The organism is Kitasatospora sp. NBC_00240, assembly GCF_026342405.1.
In the GTDB taxonomy this organism is placed as follows: Bacteria; Actinomycetota; Actinomycetes; order Streptomycetales; family Streptomycetaceae; genus Kitasatospora.
The window spans coordinates 3,272,698-3,289,604 of the sequence record NZ_JAPEMU010000001.1 but is presented as its reverse complement, the minus strand read 5'-3'; the positions used below and the strand labels follow the sequence as shown (position 1 = coordinate 3,289,604).

General features: G+C 73.0%; 11 protein-coding genes. 4 read left to right on the top strand and 7 right to left on the bottom strand.

Features of this window, described 5'->3' with window-relative positions; translation table 11 throughout:
* Positions 1 to 29: 29 nt before the first annotated feature.
* The 3 genes from dxs to OG689_RS13915 all read left to right on the top strand — a co-directional run bounded on the left by dxs (position 30) and on the right by OG689_RS13915 (position 4,189).
* Positions 30 to 1,955 carry a 1-deoxy-D-xylulose-5-phosphate synthase gene (gene dxs, locus OG689_RS13925; RefSeq protein WP_266320513.1) on the top strand — a complete coding sequence of 642 codons (1,926 nt, stop codon included), beginning with the start codon at positions 30 to 32 and terminating at the stop codon, positions 1,953 to 1,955.
* A 109-nt stretch (positions 1,956 to 2,064) separates the two neighbouring features.
* Positions 2,065 to 3,579 (top strand): glycosyltransferase family 39 protein, encoded by a 1,515-nt coding sequence (locus OG689_RS13920; protein WP_266320511.1) that lies wholly within the window; start codon positions 2,065 to 2,067, stop codon positions 3,577 to 3,579.
* Positions 3,580 to 3,754: 175 nt separating this feature from the next.
* The gene (locus OG689_RS13915) at positions 3,755 to 4,189 is read left to right on the top strand and encodes a CBS domain-containing protein (RefSeq protein WP_266320509.1); all 435 of its coding nucleotides are present in this window, start codon (positions 3,755 to 3,757) and stop codon (positions 4,187 to 4,189) included.
* Between the two features lie 209 nt (positions 4,190 to 4,398).
* On the opposite strand, the gene OG689_RS13910 is transcribed toward OG689_RS13915, so the two are convergent.
* From OG689_RS13910 to OG689_RS13890, 5 genes are all read right to left on the bottom strand, one after another.
* Positions 4,399 to 6,525, bottom strand: coding sequence for a 3-hydroxyacyl-CoA dehydrogenase NAD-binding domain-containing protein (locus OG689_RS13910; protein WP_266320507.1), 2,127 nt, complete (start codon positions 6,523 to 6,525; stop codon positions 4,399 to 4,401).
* A gap of 2 nt (positions 6,526 to 6,527) precedes the next feature.
* A complete protein-coding gene (locus tag OG689_RS13905) occupies positions 6,528 to 7,745 on the bottom strand; it encodes an acetyl-CoA C-acyltransferase (RefSeq protein ID WP_266320505.1) in 1,218 nt (405 codons plus the stop codon).
* Positions 7,746 to 8,050: 305 nt separating this feature from the next.
* Entirely contained in the window at positions 8,051 to 9,331 is a 1,281-nt protein-coding gene (locus tag OG689_RS13900) for a ribonuclease D (RefSeq protein ID WP_266320504.1), read from the bottom strand.
* 547 nt (positions 9,332 to 9,878) lie between these two features.
* The gene (locus OG689_RS13895) at positions 9,879 to 10,595 is read right to left on the bottom strand and encodes a response regulator transcription factor (RefSeq protein WP_073928921.1); all 717 of its coding nucleotides are present in this window, start codon (positions 10,593 to 10,595) and stop codon (positions 9,879 to 9,881) included.
* 321 nt (positions 10,596 to 10,916) lie between these two features.
* Positions 10,917 to 11,567: a DUF3000 domain-containing protein gene (locus OG689_RS13890; protein ID WP_190215929.1), complete on the bottom strand. Its 651-nt coding sequence runs from the start codon at positions 11,565 to 11,567 to the stop codon at positions 10,917 to 10,919.
* A 146-nt stretch (positions 11,568 to 11,713) separates the two neighbouring features.
* Between OG689_RS13890 and hemE the strand changes: the two genes are divergently transcribed.
* Complete coding sequence (gene hemE / locus OG689_RS13885) at positions 11,714 to 12,802, top strand: uroporphyrinogen decarboxylase (protein ID WP_266320501.1); 1,089 nt, start codon at positions 11,714 to 11,716, stop codon at positions 12,800 to 12,802.
* Positions 12,803 to 12,890: 88 nt separating this feature from the next.
* Here the strand turns inward: hemE and OG689_RS13880 are convergent, their stop codons facing one another.
* Positions 12,891 to 13,913 (bottom strand): DUF4349 domain-containing protein, encoded by a 1,023-nt coding sequence (locus tag OG689_RS13880; protein ID WP_266320500.1) that lies wholly within the window; start codon positions 13,911 to 13,913, stop codon positions 12,891 to 12,893.
* A 264-nt stretch (positions 13,914 to 14,177) separates the two neighbouring features.
* Positions 14,178 to 16,895, bottom strand: a complete 2,718-nt coding sequence (locus OG689_RS13875) for a fumarate reductase/succinate dehydrogenase flavoprotein subunit (protein WP_266320499.1) — start codon at positions 16,893 to 16,895, stop codon at positions 14,178 to 14,180.
* Positions 16,896 to 16,907: the final 12 nt, after the last annotated feature.

Genomic DNA, 16,907 nt, shown 5'->3' with positions numbered 1-16,907 from the left:
AACAGGTCCGAGTCCGTTCGGACGAAACAATGTACGAGGAGGAACGGGTGGCCCTGCTGACCCGCATTCGGGGACCGCGCGATCTCGACCGGCTCACGCCCGGACAGCTGTCCGCCCTGGCAGAGGAGATCCGCAGCTTCCTGGTCGAAGAGGTCTCCAAGACGGGCGGCCACCTCGGACCCAACCTCGGCGTGGTGGAGCTCACGATCGCCCTGCACCGGGTGTTCGACTCGCCGCGCGACCGCATCCTGTTCGACACCGGCCACCAGAGCTACGTGCACAAGCTGCTCACCGGCCGCCAGGACTTCTCCCGGCTGAAGATGAAGGGCGGCCTGTCCGGCTACCCGTCCCGGGCCGAGTCCGAGCACGACGTGATCGAGAACTCGCACGCCTCCACCGTCCTCGGCTACGCCGACGGCCTGGCCAAGGCCAACAAGATCCTCGGTCACAAGGACCGCCCGGTGGTCGCCGTGATCGGTGACGGCGCGCTCACCGGCGGCATGGCCTGGGAGGCGCTCAACAACATCGCGGACGCCCGCGACCTGCCGGTCGTCATCGTCGTCAACGACAACGAGCGTTCCTACTCCCCGACGATCGGCGGAATGGCCAACCACCTCGCCACCCTGCGCACCACCCAGGGCTACGAGCGCTTCCTGTCCTGGGGCAAGGACGCGCTGCAGCGCACCCCGGTGGTCGGCCAGCAGCTGTTCGGCACCCTGCACGGCGCCAAGAAGGGCCTGAAGGACTTCATCGCCCCGCAGGGCATGTTCGAGGACCTCGGCCTGAAGTACATCGGCCCGATCGACGGCCACGACCTCACCGCCCTGGAGTCCGCGCTGACCAAGGCGCGCGGCTTCGGCGGCCCGGTGATCGTGCACTGCCTCACCGAGAAGGGCCGCGGCTACCGCGCGGCCGAGCAGAACGAGGAGGACCGCTTCCACGCGGTCGGCGTCATCCACCCGGAGACCGGTCTGCCGATCAAGTCCTCGGGCAAGGACTGGACGTCCGTCTTCGGCGAGGAGATGGTCGCGCTCGGCCGCGAGCGTGAGGACATCGTGGCGATCACCGCCGCGATGCTGCACCCGGTGGGCCTGGCGCCGTTCGCCAAGGCCTACCCGGACCGGATCTTCGACGTGGGCATCGCCGAGCAGCACGCGGCCGTATCGGCGGCGGGCCTGGCCAGCAACGGCCTGCACCCGGTCGTCGCGGTCTACGCGACCTTCCTCAACCGGGCCTTCGACCAGGTCCTGATGGACGTCGCGCTGCACAAGCTCGGCGTCACCTTCGTGCTGGACCGCGCCGGCGTCACCGGCACCGACGGCGCCTCGCACAACGGCATGTGGGACATGTCGATCCTGCAGGTCGTCCCGGGGCTGCGGCTGGCCGCCCCGCGCGACGCCGACCAGGTCCGCGCGCAGCTGCGGGAGGCCGTCGAGGTCACCGACGCCCCGACCGTGGTCCGCTACTCCAAGGGCAGCGTCGGCCCCGCCGTGCCCGCCGTCGGCAAGGTCGGCGGCATGGACGTGCTGCGCGAGAGCGGCGAGCCGGCGGGCGGGCGCCGCGCCGATGTGCTCATCGTCTCGGTCGGCGCGCTGGCCCCGCTCTGCCTGGAGCTGGCCGGCCTGCTGGACGCCCAGGGCATCACCAGCACGGTGGTGGACCCGCGCTGGGTCAAGCCCGTGGACGCCGCCCTGCCGGGCCTCGCGGCCGAGCACCGGGTGGTCGTCACGGTCGAGGACAACGGCCGTGCCGGCGGCGTGGGTTCGGCGATCGCCCAGGCCCTGCGGGACGCGGACGTGGACCTGCCGCTGCGCGACTTCGGCATCCCGCAGGAGTTCCTCGACCACGCCTCGCGGGCCGAGATCCTGGCCGAGATCGGTCTCACCGCCCCGGACATCGCCCGTCAGGTCACCGCGCTGGTGTCCCGGCTGGCCGTCGACCGGGTCGAGGCCTGACCACCCGCGGCGACACCCTGATGACCGTACGCGACATCATGGATCGATAATCGTACGGAAGGCGGGACCGGCGCTCCTCGCGCCGGTCCCGCCGGGTAGGTTGTCCTTCGTGCCGACCACCATCCACCGACTCGCCGCGCTCACCGAGCGCCTGCCCGCACGGGTACGCACGGGCTACTGGACGAGAGTGGTCCCGGTCCTGGCACTGCTGGCCGTCATCACCCACATCCCGTCGTTCCTGCGGCCGGTCTGGAGCCCCGACGAGGGCTTCCTGGCCACCCAGGCCCGGATGCTGGCCGACGGCGGCGTCCTGTACGACACCGTGGTCGACCGCAAGCCCCCGCTGCTGCCCTGGCTGTACGAGGCCTGCTTCACCGTCTTCGGCTCGCTCTCGCTCTGGCCGCTGCGCAGCCTCGCGATAGTCGCGCACCTGGTCACGGCGATCCTGCTGGCCTCGATCGCCCGCGGCCGCTGGGGCAACCGGGCCGGCGCCGCCGCGGGGGCGCTGTACCTGCTGCTCTCCATCGGGCTGTCCCCGGAGGACACCCAGGCGGCGACCTTCGAGGTCTTCATGCTGCCCGCCATGGTGGCCGCCTTCCGGTACGCCGAGCGGCGCCGCTGGCTGGCCGCCGGCATCGCGGTGGCGCTCTGCTCGCTCACCAAGCAGACCGGCGGCGCGGTGATGCTCCCGGTGCTCTGGATGCTCTTCCAGGACAGCCGCAGACGCGGGGTCCGGTGGCTGCCCGCCCTGTCCAAGATCTGGTTCGGCTTCGCGCTGCCGATAGCGCTGGTCGCGGTGATCCTCACCAAGCCCAAGGGCTTCCTGTTCTGGGTGGTCACCGGCAGCGGCGACTACGCCTCGTTCGGCGGCGCCTGGGTGCAGATGGCGGGCCGGGCGCTCGGCAACTCGGCGATCCTGCTCGGTGCGGGCCTCGGCCTGGTGCTGCCGCTCGGCCACCGGCTCTGGCTGAAGTACCGGCACCGGCCGCTGCCGGCCGCGGGGGAGGAGCGCGGCTCGACCGCGGACCTGTGGGTCTGGCTGCTCTCCTCGCTGGTCGCGGTGAGCGTCGGCTTCCACTTCTTCGGCCACTACTACCTCCAGCTGATGCCGCCGCTGGTGCTGCTCGGCGTCGGCGCGGTCTCCACCTCGGCGATCCGCTGGAAGCCCGTGATGATCTACAGCACGGCCGCCGCCACCGCCTTCTGGGTGCTCGCGGTGGCCTGGCCGGGGGAGCGGCTGGACCGCACCACCGAGGTCGCCACCGCCGTCGCGGCCCAGACCACGCCCAAGGACACCGTGCTGGTCTGGGGCATGCACCCGGAGCTCTACTGGCTGGCCGACCGCCGCCCGGCCACCCGCTATCTGACGGCGGGCTTCCTGACCAACTTCAGCGGCGGCAAGGACGGCAGCCAGAACGTCGGCGAGAAGTACAGCGTCACCGACGCCTGGCAGACCTTCGACGCCGAGCTGCTCGCCAACGGCCTGCCCGAGATCGTCGTGGACGACTCCGGCCCGGCACCGTACCAGCCCTTCCTCGTCCCCCGGATCGAGAACCTGCTGGAGACCCACTACGAGATGGTGGGCGTCTTCACCGACACGGTGGTCTACCGCCTCAAGCGCTAGGCATCCGGCGGCCCCTCCCGGCCTCCGCCGGCCCCGCCGGCACCGGCCGCCCGCTGATCCACTCGCCGCCTCCCGCGATGCTGCTTATGGTGATCGCATCATCACGTACAGCTCCGGGTGCGAGCCGTGAGGGACTGCGGCGCCGGACCGTGGGGCCGATCGAGGAGAGACTCCAGTGACTACAGCCCGTGACATCATGCACGGTGGTGCCCAGTGCGTCCGTGCCGACCAGAGTCTGGCCGACGCCGCCCGGATGATGCGCGACATGGGGGTCGGCGCGCTGCCGATCTGCGGCGCGGACGAGAAGCTCAGCGGGATCATCACCGACCGGGACATCGTCGTGCGATGTATCGCCGAGGGCAAGGACCCGGCCATGATGAAGGCCATGGACCTCGGCGGCCACCTGCACTGCGTGCGGGCCGACGACGACATGAACGTGGTGCTCAAGAAGATGGAGCAGCACCAGATCCGCCGGATCCCGGTGATCCACGAGGATCGGCTGGTCGGCATGATCAGCGAGGCCGACATCGCGATGGGCCACCGTGAGGGCAACCACCTCACCGACCGGCAGATCGTCGAGTTCATGGACAGCGTCTACATGAAGCGCTGACCGCCGGCCCCGTCCGCCGCCCCCGCCGGCCCCTGACGGCGACGCGGAGCGCGTGGCGGCGGTGCGCGGCCCGGAGCGTCCGCGGCGGCCCCTGACGGCCGCGTACGGCGGTGCGCCCGGTCCTGCGGACGGGGCGGGAACGACGAGGAGCGCCGGTGACCACCCGCGAGGGGGTCACCGGCGCTCCGCCGTACGGCGTTGCTTCAGGCTCAGGCCGGGATGCTGGCCAGGCCGGGGGCGAGGAACTTCTTGCCGTTCACCCGCTCGGAGACGCCCTCACGGTCCAGGTACGGGGTGATCCCGCCCAGGTGGAAGGGCCAGCCGGCGCCGGTGATCATGCACAGGTCGATGTCCTGCGCCTCGCCGACGACGCCCTCGTCGAGCATCAGGCCGATCTCCTGCGCCACCGCGTCGAGGGCGCGGGCCAGCACCTGCTCCTCGGTCAGCACGGTGGTGCCGAACGAGAGCAGCGCCAGGACCTCGGGGTCCAGCACCTGCTGGCCGTCCTGCCAGACGTAGAAGCCGCGCTTGCCGGCCTTGACCAGCTTGCCGAGGTTCTCGGAGACGGTGTAGCGCTCCGGGAAGGCCGCGGCCAGGGTCTCCGACACGTGCAGGGCGATGGCCGGGCCGACCAGCTCCAGGAGCACGATCGGGGACATCGGCAGGCCGAGCGGCAGCACGGCCTTCTCGACGGTCTCGATCGGGGTGCCCTCGTCGATGGCGCCCTGGATCGCGTCCATGAAGCGCAGCAGGATCCGGTTCACCACGAACGCCGGGGCGTCCTTGGTCAGGACGGCCGTCTTCTTCAGCTTGCGGGCCACGCCGAAGGCGGTGGCCAGCGAGGCGTCGTCGGTCTTCTCCGCGCGGACGATCTCCAGCAGCGGGAGGATCGCGACCGGGTTGAAGAAGTGGAAGCCCACGACCCGCTCGGGGTGCTGCAGCTTCGACGCCATCTCGGTGACCGAGAGGGAGGAGGTGTTGGTGGCCAGCACGCAGGTCGGCGAGACCACGGCCTCCAGGTCCGCGAAGACGTTCTGCTTGACGCCCATCTCCTCGAACACGGCCTCGATCACGAAGTCCGCGTCGCCGAAGGCCGTGGCCTTGTCGAGCGAGCCGGTGACCAGGCCCTTGAGGCGGTTGGCGTTGTCCGGGCTGACCCGGCCCTTGGCCAGCAGCTTGTCGATCTCGGCGTGGACGTAGCCGACACCCTTGTCGACGCGCTCCTGGTCGATGTCGGTGAGGACCACCGGCACCTGGAGGCGGCGGGCGAACAGCAGTGCCAGCTGCGAGGCCATCAGGCCCGCGCCGACGACGCCGACCTTGGTGACCGGGCGGGCCAGCGACTTGTCCGGGGCGCCGAAGGGACGCTTGGCCCGGCGCTGCACCAGGTTGAAGGCGTACAGGCCCGCGCGCAGCTCGCCGCTCATGATGAGGTCGGCCAGCGCCACGTCCTCGGCGTCGAAGCCGGCCTGCAGGTCGTTGTCCTTGACCTGCTGGATGATGTCCAGCGCCTTGTAGGCGGCCGGCGCGGCGCCGTGCACCTTGGAGTCGGCGATCAGGCGGCCCCAGGCGACGGCGTCGTCCCAGGCCTTGCCGCGGTCGATCTCCTCGCGCTCCACGGCGGTCGCGCCGGTGAGCACCTTGGAGGCCCAGAGCAGCGACTGCTCCAGGAAGTCGGCCGGCTCGAAGATCGCGTCGGCGATGCCGAGCTCGAAGACGTCCTTGCCGCGCAGCTGCTTGTTCTGGCTCATCGAGTTCTCGACGATGACCTTGATCGCCTTGGACGGGCCGATCAGGTTCGGCAGGATCGTGCAGCCGCCCCAGCCGGGTACCAGGCCCAGGAAGACCTCGGGGAGCGAGAACGCCGGGACGCCCGTGCTGACCGTGCGGTAGGTGCAGTGCAGGCCGACCTCGACGCCGCCGCCCATCGCCGCGCCGTTGTAGAAGGCGAAGCTGGGGACGGGCAGCGCGGCGATCCGCTTGAAGACGTCGTGGCCGCCCTTGCCGATGGCCAGCGCGTCGCTGTGCTCCTTGAGCACCTCGACACCCTTGAGGTCGGCGCCGACCGCGAAGATGAACGGCTTGCCGGTGACGGCGACCGCGACGATCTTCCCGTCCGCGGCCTCCGCCTCGACCTGGTCCAGCGCCTCGGACAGCTTGGCCAGCGAGCCCGGGCCGAAGGTGGTCGGCTTGGTGTGGTCGAAGCCGTTGTCCAGGGTGATCAGCGCCAGCTTGCCGGCCTGCAGGGGCAGGTCCAGGTGCCGTACGTGCGCGGAGGTGACGACCTCGCCCGGGAACAGCTCGGCGGCGCGCTTCAGCAGCTCAGTGGTGCTCATGGTCACTTACCACCCTCGAAGTGCGGGTTCTCCCAGATGACGGTCGCGCCCATGCCGAACCCGACGCACATGGTGGTCAGGCCGTACCGGACGTCCGGGCGCTGCTCGAAGCGGCGGGCCAGCTGGGTCATCAGGCGCACGCCCGAGGAGGCCAGCGGGTGGCCGTACGCGATGGCGCCGCCGAACGGGTTGACCCGCTCGTCGTCGTCCGCGATGCCGTAGTGGTCGAGGAAGGCCAGCACCTGGACGGCGAAGGCCTCGTTGACCTCGAAGGCCTGGATGTCGTCGATCGTCAGACCGGCCTTGGCCAGCGCCTTCTCGGTGGCCGGCACCGGGCCGATGCCCATGACCTCGGGCTCGACGCCCGCGAAGGCGTACGAGACCAGGCGCATCTTGACCGGCAGGCCGAGCTCCTCGGCCACGTCCTCGGCGGCCAGCAGCGAGGCGGTGGCGCCGTCGTTCAGACCGGCCGAGTTGCCCGCGGTGATGTTGCCGTGCGGGCGGAACGGGGTCTTGAGGCCGGCCAGGGACTCCATCGTGGTGCCCGGGCGCATCGGCTCGTCCGTGGTCGCCAGGCCCCAGCCGGTCTCGCCGACGTCGGGGTTGGTGTTGCGGATCGAGATCGGCACCAGGTCCGGCTGGATGTCGCCGTTGGCGTACGCCTTGGCGGCCTTCTCCTGGGAGCGCACCGCGTAGGCGTCGCAGCGCTCCTTGGTGATGTGCGGGAACCGGTCGTGCAGGTTCTCCGCGGTCATCCCCATGAACAGGGCGGACTCGTCGACGAGCTTCTCGGAGACGAAGCGCGGGTTCGGGTCGACGCCCTCGCCCATCGGGTGGCGGCCCATGTGCTCGACGCCGCCGGCCACGACGACGTCGTAGGCGCCGAAGGCGATGCCGCCCGCGGTGGCGGTGACGGCGGTCAGCGCGCCGGCACACATGCGGTCGATCGAGTAGCCCGGGACGGACTTCGGCAGACCGGCCAGCAGCGCGGCGGTGCGGCCGATCGTCAGGCCCTGGTCGCCGATCTGCGTGGTGGCCGCGATGGCGACCTCGTCGATGCGCTCGACGGGCAGGCTCGGGTTACGACGCACGAGTTCCCGGATGCACTTGACGACCAGGTCGTCGGCGCGCGTCTCGTGGTAGATGCCCTTCGGGCCTGCCTTGCCGAACGGGGTGCGGACGCCATCGACAAAGACGACATCCCTCGCGGTACGAGGCACGGGGGCTCTCCTCCCAGGGACCAACGGATGATGTGGGCAGGCCGGCGCGGACAAAGGCGGGCGGCGCTGCTTCACGGCCATGCTACCCGCCGGTAACTAACTTGCCCAGGCCCGGCACCCCGATGACGTGGTGTGTCCCGCGCCACGTCCCGTCGTCGGTACCCGGCCAGGTCCGGCCGCCACCGTGCCCCGCCCGGCCTGCGGCTGCCCTGGGCCCGGCCTGCGCCCGGCTTGTGCGGCCGGGAACGACGACGGGGACGCCGCCCGGCGTCCCCGTTCCCGTCCTCATCCGATCGGCCGACCGCTCACCCCTCGGGGAGCTCCGGCTGCGTCGCCGGCGGCGTGGCCGGAGCGGTGGCGGCCTTCACGAAGGCCGCGGCCACCGCGGGGGCGACCAGGTCGACCTGCCACTGCCGGGCGCCCAGCGCGCGCAGGGCGGCCCCGACGTTCTCCGCCGTCGGGTTCACCGGCGGCTCCCAGGACACCCGGCGCACCAGGTCGGGGGTGATCAGGTTCTCCGGCGGCAGGCTGTGCTTCTCGGCCAGCTCGCCGACCGCGGCCCGCGCCCCGGACAGCCGGGCGGCCGCCACCGGGTCCTTCTCGGCCCAGGCGCGCGGCGGCGGCGGGCCCTCGTGCGGCGCGGACGGCGGCGGCAGCTGCGCCTCCGGGATCTCCCGGGCCCGCTGCACCGCGGCCAGCCACTGCTCCAGCTGGCGCCGGTGCACCCGCGGCCCGAAGCCCTGGACGGCCTGCAGCGCGGCGAGGTTCAGCGGCACGGCCAGCGCCGCGTTGACGATCGCGGCGTCCGACAGCACCCGGCCGGGGGAGACGTCGCGGTCCTGCGCCATCCGGTCCCGGGCCAGCCACAGCTCCCGGACGACGGCCAGCTGCCGGCGCCGGCGCACCTTGTGCAGCTGCGAGGTCCGGCGCCAGGGGTCGACCCGGGGCGCCGGCTTCGGGGCGTTCGCGATCGCGGCGAACTCCTCCATCGCCCAGCCGAGCTTGCCCTGGGCGTCCAGCTCCTGTTCGAGTGCGTTCCGCAGCTCGACCAGCACCTCGACGTCCAGGGCGGCGTAGCGCAGCCACGGCTCGGGCAGCGGGCGGGTCGACCAGTCGACCGCGGAGTGCTCCTTCGCCAGGGTCAGGCCGAGCACGCTCTCGGTCATCGGCCCCAGGCCCACCCGGGGGAACCCGGCGATCCGGCCGGCCAGCTCGGTGTCGAACAGCAGGCGCGGCTTCATGCCCACCTCGGCCAGACACGGCAGGTCCTGGGTGGCCGCGTGGACCACCCACTCGGCGTCGGCCAGCGCCTCACCGAGTTCGCCGAGGTCGGGACAGGCGATCGGATCGATCAGCGCGGTGCCGGACCCGGCTCGCCGCAGCTGGATCAGGTACGCGCGCTGCCCGTAGCGGTAGCCGGAGGCCCGCTCGGCGTCGACGGCGACCGGTCCGGTGCCCGCCGCGAACGCGGCGACGGTGGCGGCGAGAGCCTTCGCGTCCGCCACGACCGGGGGGATTCCCTCCCGCGGTTCGAGGAGCGGGACCGGGGCTGTCTCTTCTGGGATGGCTGCTACGGCGTCGGTCACCCCCCAAGGGTACGACGCCCCCCGCCGGCGGGAGTGTTGTCGGACTGGTCAGACCGCGTTCAGGTATATGCCACCCCGAATCCGGGAGATCGCCTTCCGCCACGGACCGGCGCAAACCGATCACCCCACCCACCCCGGAAGCGGGCCACAGCCCCCACCGGAACGCGAAAACCTGACCGAGAACCCCGCCTCGCACCCATGAAGCACATGAAGCGGACGAACATACGACCGCGCGCAGAAATCCCGCCTCCCACCTCCCCGTCTGCCGTAACGCCACCGTCCCGGCCGGAGGAAACCGGCGCCATCAGGGAGCGAAGGACGGGCCCCTGGCCCGGATCGGCGAGCGTTCGAACCAAGGGAAGCGGACGGCGAAGGGGCGGACGGCCGAGGTGGCCCGGAAGCATCCCGCCCACCCCGCCCCGCACGGACCCGCCGTAACCCCCGCCCGGCACGGACCGCGTCCGGGCCCCTTCGGCGAGAGACGCCTAAAAAGCAACAGCCCGGAGGAAACGTTCCTCCGGGCCGCCGCCGCGGTCGTACGGGTGGGTCAGTGGATGATGCCGGTGCGCAGCGCGACCGCGACCATGCCGGCCCGGTCGCCGGTGCCCAGCTTGCGGGCGATCCGGGCGAGGTGGCTCTTCACGGTGAGGGCGGACAGGCCCATGGCGACTCCGATCGCCTTGTTGGACTGGCCCTCCGCCACCAGTCGCAGGACCTCGACCTCGCGGCCGGAGAGCTCCCGGTAGGCGGACTGCTGCGTCCCGGGAGCACCGGGAGCACCCGGGGCGCCGGGGGCTCCGGCGGTTCCGGGGACTCCCGGCATGCCGGGGCGCCGCATCCGGCCGGCCAGGCCGCCGGTGCCGAGGGGCATGCCGGGCCGGCCCGGCATGGCGATGTTGGTACGGGTACCGGTGACCACGTAACCCTTGACGCCGCCGGCCAGCGCGCTGCGGACCGCGCCGATGTCGTCGGCGGCGGAGAGCGCGAGGCCGTTGGGCCAGCCCGCGGCGCGGGTCTCGGCGAGGATGGTCAGCCCGGAGCCGTCCGGGAGGTGGACGTCTGCGACGCAGATGTCGCGGGGCGTCGAGACCCGGGGGCGGGCCTCGGCGATCGAGGAGACCTCGATGACGTCCCGGACGCCGAGCGCCCACAGGTGGCGGGTGACGGTGTTTCGGACTCGGGGATCAGCGATGACCACCATGGCGGTGGGCTTCGTCGGACGGTAGGCGACCACGTTTGCGGGGTGCTCAAGAAGGACCGACACCAGGCCTCCTGCGGGGAGTGGCGGACGGAACCCCGATGGGGCGGTCGGAGTGTTCCGCGTTTGGAAAGGGTCACAGTCTGCTTCGGCAACAACCGTGCCCGGCTTTAGCGAAAGATCACGATTTAGTGAGTAACAATACGGACAAAGGGCGCGGGTGACTGATGCGACATGCTCCGAAATCGCACAAAATCGATCACTTTCGGGCGCGCCTTGATCGTCTCAGGTCGGTGAATTGACGGAGAACGGGGCGGAAGTCACACTCCGTCAGCCCTGGGAGTGGCTTTTGCCGAGGTGAGGCCCTCGGCGGCCGGGCTTCACTCCTCAGTGCGAACGCGGACGACGCCGGGCGGGCATCGGGACCACTCCACCGAGTGACGGGGCGTCCGGGGCGTTCTGCGGCGAGGACGGGACGGGCGGCAGCCCGGCGCCGGCGCAGAGCAGCTCGCCCCAGGCCGCCAGGTGGCGCTCGAAGCGCCCGTCGGACGGCGTCCAGGACGCCCTGATCTCGATCTCGGTCGAGGACGGCCGGTCCGCGAGCGCGCCGAAGTACTGCGAGGCGCACCGGGTCACCGTGCCGCCCGCCTCCGCGTAGCCGGCGCCGTGCGCCTGCAGGGCGTCCAGCAGCCAGGCCCAGCCGACCTCGGACAGCATCGGGTCGGCGGCCATCTCCGGCTCCAGCTCGGCCCGGGTCATCGTGACCACCCGGAAGTCGCCGTGCCAGGCCTCCTGGCCGGCCGGGTCGTGCAGCAGCACGATCCGCCCGTCCGCCAGCTCCTCGCCGTCCACCTCGACCGAGGCGGTCAGCGCGAACGCGTACGGGGCCAGCCGGCGCGGCGCCGGGGCAGGGGAGAGCTGCACCTCGGGGCGGAGCCTCGCTCCGCTCAGCGCCTCGACCGCGTCGCGGAACTCGATCGGCGCCGACTCCTTGCCCGTTCCTCCACCTTGTGCGGGGTGCCCGCCGACCGCTGCCATGACCCGAAGACTAGGTCGGACGGAGCCGCAATTCCTGCAACTTCCGTTTGTGCGGCGTGCCGAGGCCCGTCCGAGGGCCAATGTTGGAGCTTCGCACCACCCGGGGGCGGGAAGTCGCGCCCGGGGCGCGTGCGAAGATTTGGACCGTGAGCGAGACAACGGCAGACACCACCGGTCAGCAGCCCCCCGCGCGCCGCGGCGCCGCGTACGACTCAGCGTTCCTGCGCGCCTGCCGGCGGGAGCCGGTGCCGCACACCCCGGTGTGGTTCATGCGCCAGGCCGGGCGCTCGCTGCCGGAGTACCTGAAGGTCCGCGAGGGCATCCCCATGCTGGAGTCCTGCATGCGGCCCGAGCTGGTCAAGGAGATCACCCTGCAGCCGGTGCGCCGGCACAAGGTGGACGCGGCGATCTTCTTCAGCGACATCGTGGTGCCGCTCAAGGCGATCGGCATCGACGTCGACATCAAGCCGGGCATCGGCCCGGTCATCGCCGACCCGATCCGCACCCCCGAGGACCTCAAGCGGCTGCGGAACCTGGAGCCGGACGACGTCCCCTACATCACCGAGGCCGTCGGCCTGCTGGTGGACGAGCTCGGCCCCACCCCGCTGATCGGGTTCGCCGGCGCCCCGTACACGCTGGCCAGCTACCTGGTGGAGGGCGGGCCGTCGAAGAACCACGAGAACACCAAGGCCATGATGTACGGCCAGCCGGAGCTGTGGGCCGAGCTGGTCGACCGCCTCGCCGACATCACCGCGGCCTTCCTGAAGGTGCAGATCGAGGCCGGCGCCTCGGCCGTTCAGCTCTTCGACTCCTGGGTCGGCGCGCTCGCCCCGGACGACTACCGCCGCTCCGTGATGCCGGCCAGCACCAAGGTGTTCGACGCGGTCGCCGGGTACGGCGTGCCGCGGATCCACTTCGGCGTCGGCACCGGCGAACTGCTCGGGCTGATGGGCCAGGCCGGTGCGGACGTGGTCGGCGTCGACTGGCGGGTGCCGCTGAACGTCGCCGCCGAGCGGGTCGGCCACGGCAAGGCCCTGCAGGGCAACCTCGACCCCGCGGTGCTCTTCGCCCCGACCCGCGCGGTGGAGACCAAGGCCCGCGAGGTGCTGCACGCCGCCCAGGCGCTCGGCAGCAGCGGCCACATCTTCAACCTCGGCCACGGCGTGCTGCCCAGCATGGACCCGGACGCGCTGAGCCGCCTGGTCGCCTTCGTGCACGAGACCAGCGCGCGCTGAGCCGGCGCCCCTGCCGGGGCTCCGCGAGCGGCGAGCAGTCCGGCGGCGGCCGGTGGACCGGTCAGGTCCGCCGGCCGCCGCCGCGTTCTCACTGCGGGTCGGGGCCGTCCCCGGGCGTCGACCAGGGGTCGCGCGGGGGCGCCTGCGGCGCGCCGGCCGGGCGGGCGGCCTTCCGCCGGCGGGCGAGGTACCAGAGCATCCAGCCCAGCGGCGCCAGCACCAGCAGGAAGGGCGCCACGGCCGCCAGGGCGATCAGCAGGCCCTTGGCGATCGTCGACAGCACGTGCCAGCCGCCGCCCAGCGCCTTGCCCACCGCGGCCCAGAAGCCGTCCTTCTTCTTCGCCTGCTCGGCCGGCGGCGGAGCGGCCGTCTCCCGCCGCAGCTCCAGCGTGATGGTGGAGAGCGAGGTCTTCGCCGTCAGCTCCGTCTGCTGCTTCTGCAGCGACTCCAGGTCCGCCTGCCGGCGGCTCAGCTCGGCCTCCAGCGACACCACGTCGGCGAGCGACTTCGCCTGCGCCATCAGCGCGCGCACCCGCTCCACGCTCGCCTGCTGGCTCTGCACCCGGCTGGCGACGTCGACCACCTGCTGGGTGAGGTCGTCGGCCTGGCTGTTGCGCGAGACCACCTTGCCCAGGGCGGCCAGCTGGTCCAGCGTCTTCTGGTAGGAGCCGGAGGGCACCTTCAGCACGATCTGGCCGCCCAGCGGGCCGCTGTCGCGCTCACCGCCGGGGGCGCCGGAGCCGGCCGCCCCGCTGACCGTCTCCTTGCCGACGTAGCCGCCGGCGCCGGCCGCCAGGCCACGGGCCTGGGCCATCGCCTGGTCGAGGTCCTTGGCCACCAGCGTCAGCTGGGCGGTGTAGGCGATCAGGCGGCTGTCGGCGGTCACCGCCGGGGCCGGCTCCGCGCCGGCCGCGCCCCCGGTGGCCGGCGCGGCGGGCGCGGCGCCGGCGGCCTTCCCGGCGGCGTCGGCCGCCTGCGGCGCCTGGACCGGGGCCTTGGCCGAGTCCGCCGAGGACCTGCCGCCCGCCTCGGCGGAGCACCCGCCGATCAGTACCGCGACGGCCAGCACCGCCGCCGCCACCGCCCCCGGTCTGCGTCCTGCTGCTCCCATGGTCAAAGCCCTCCCCGCCCTCGCTCCGAGCCCCGTTCGGGTGCTCCGAACCATTCGACGGGCTGACGGCCTGTCGGGATCCGCCCGGGAGATCGCAACTCGGTCACGGGTCGGCGGCGGCCCGGACTCGGCCGGGACCCGGCCGGGACCTTTGGGTCGGGGTGCACCGAAATGCCCGGTCGGACAGCCCCGCCACCTGTGGCCGGCACCCGCCGCCGGCACCCGCCGCCCGCCGCGGCCCGACCGCCGGAGCCGGGCCGCCGCTCAGCCGGCCGGGCGCAGGGCGATCCGGGCGTACGCGCGGACGTCGGCGTCGGAGTCGGCCAGCCGGGCCCGCAGGGCCTCGGCCACGGCCGGGGTGCCGGACTGCGGGGCCAGCGCCCGGACGGCGGCCCGGCGGACATCCATGTGCCCGTCGGTGAGCAGGGCCAGCAGCGGCGCCAGGCCAGCCGATCCGGTCCGGCCCAGGGCAGCGGCCGCCGCCTTGCGGACCTGCCAGGCCTCGTCCGGCGCGGCCGCCAGGGCGTCCAGCGGCGGCGGGCAGCCGATCCCGGCGGCGCCCTGCAGGGCGGCGGCCCGCACCAGCGGGTCCGGGTCGCCGGCCAGCCGGACCAGCACCGGCGTGGCCGCCGGGTCGCCGATGGTGCCCAGGCCCTCGCCGACGGCCACCCGTACCTCGCGGGCGGCGTCCTCGGCGGCGCGGGCCAGCGGGCCGGCCGCGTCCAGCGAGACCAGGCCGTGCACGGCCTGCAGCCGGACCGGGACCTCGGGGTCGGTCAGTGCGGCGGCGAAACCCCCGGAGCTGCCCGTCCGCAGCGAGCGCGCGACGTCCAGCGCGCCGGCCCGGACGGCCGGGTCGGCGGAGCCGGCGGCCGCCCGCAGCGGCTCGGCCAGCGCGGCCGCGTCCAGCACCTCGACCAGTTCGCGCAGCCCGGCGACCGCCGCCGCCCGGACGGAGCCGTCCCGGTCGGCCAGCGCGCGGGCCAGTTCGGTGCCGGTGCCCTCCGGCGCGGCCTCGGTGAGGACGCTCAGGGCGGTGCGGCGGACGTCCGCCGCCGGGTCGTCGAGGTAGGGCAGCAGGCGGGCCAGCGTCGGCTGCTCCTCGGCCAGCCGGAGCAGGTCGAGCAGGCGCGGGGCGGCCGGGGCGCCGCCCTGCGGCCCGTCGGCCACGCCGGTGGCCGTCGCGGCCGGGGCGGCGCCCGTGCCGGTGCGCCCGACCGGCATCGCGTGCACCTCGCCGATCACGGTGATCTCGCCGCCGGGCGGCTCCAGTCCCTCCACCGGGACGAGGTAGGGCGCCACCGGCCGGGTCAGGAACTCCATCGCCCCGGAGGGGTGCTTGCGGACGTTGAGGTGGCTGAACCAGCTCTCGTCGTCCTTGCCGGGGTGGTCGATCCGCTCGTGGTAGAGGCCCCAGCGGCTCTCGGTGCGGGCGAGCGAGGAGCGGGCGGCGAGTTCGGCGCAGTCCCGGATGAAGTCGACCTCCACGCAGCGCATCAGCTCGTGCGGGGTGCGTCCGCCCATGCCGGCGATCTCTCCGCGCATCCGCTCGAAGTGCTCCAGCGCGACGGAGAGCCGCGAGCCGGTCTTCGGCGGGGCGACGTAGTCGTTCACGAAGCGGCGCAGCTTGTACTCGACCTGCGGCTGCGGCGGGCCGTCCGGGTTGCGCAGCGGGCGGTAGACCAGCTCGTGCGCCTCCTTGACCTGGTCCGGGGGCAGTTCGGCGCGCTCGGCGGGCAGGTGGGCGGTGGCGTGGGTGCCGGCCAGGTCGCCGAAGACGAAGGCGCCGATCATGTAGTTGTGCGGGACGCAGGCGAGGTCGCCGGCCGCGTACAGGCCGGGCACGGTGGTCGCGGCGTTCTCGTCCACCCAGACGCCGGAGGCGGAGTGCCCGCCGCAGAGGCCGATCTCCGAGATGTGCATCTCCACGTCGTGGGTGCGGTAGTCGTGCCCCCGACCGGCGTGGAAGGTGCCCCGGCTGGGGCGCTCGGTGGTGTGCAGGATGGACTCCAGCGCCTGCACGGACTCCTCCGGCAGGTGGGTGGTGCGCAGGTACACCGGCCCCCGGTCGGACTCCAGCTCGGCGGCGAACTCGGCCATCATCTGCCCCGACCAGTAGTCGGAGTCGACGAACCGCTCGCCGTGCCGGTTGACCTGGTAGCTGCCGAACGGGTTGGCCACGTACGCGCAGGCCGGGCCGTTGTAGTCCTTCATCAGCGGGTTGATCTGGAAGCACTCGATGCCGCTCAGCTCGGCGCCCGCGTGGTACGCCATCGCGTAGCCGTCCCCGGCGTTGGTGGGGTTCTCGTAGGTGCCGTACAGGTAGCCGCTGGCGGGCAGGCCGAGCCGGCCGCAGGGGCCGGTGGCGAGGACCACCGCGCCGGCCGAGACGGTGACGAACTCCCCGCTGCGGGTGTCGAACCCGGCCGCGCCGACGGCCCGGCCGCCCGAGGTGAGCACCCGCACCGGCATCACCCGGTTCTCGATGGTGATCCGCTCGCGCATCTCGCGCCGGCGCAGCACCCGGTACAGCACCTTCTTGACGTCCTTGCCCTCCGGCATCGGCAGCACGTAGCTGCCGGACCGGTGCACCTGGCGGACCTGGTACTCGCCGTACTCGTCCTTCTCGAACTTCACGCCGTACTTCTCCAGCCGCTGCACCATCGCGAAGCCGCGGGTGGCGGTCTGCCGGACGGTCCGCTGGTCGACGATGCCGTCGTTGGCGCGGGTGATCTCGGCGACGTAGTCGTCCGGCTCGGCCCGGCCGGGCACGACGGCGTTGTTGACGCCGTCCATGCCCATCGCGAGCGCGCCGGAGTGCCGGACGTGCGCCTTCTCCAGCAGCAGCACGTCCGCGCCGTTCTCGGCGGCGCTGAGCGCGGCCATCGAGCCGGCCGTGCCGCCGCCGATCACCAGGACGTCGCAGGTCAGGTGGCGGGCCTCGGCCAGGTCGGGGATCCGCAGGGCTTCGGTGGTCGACATGGTCAGCGGCCT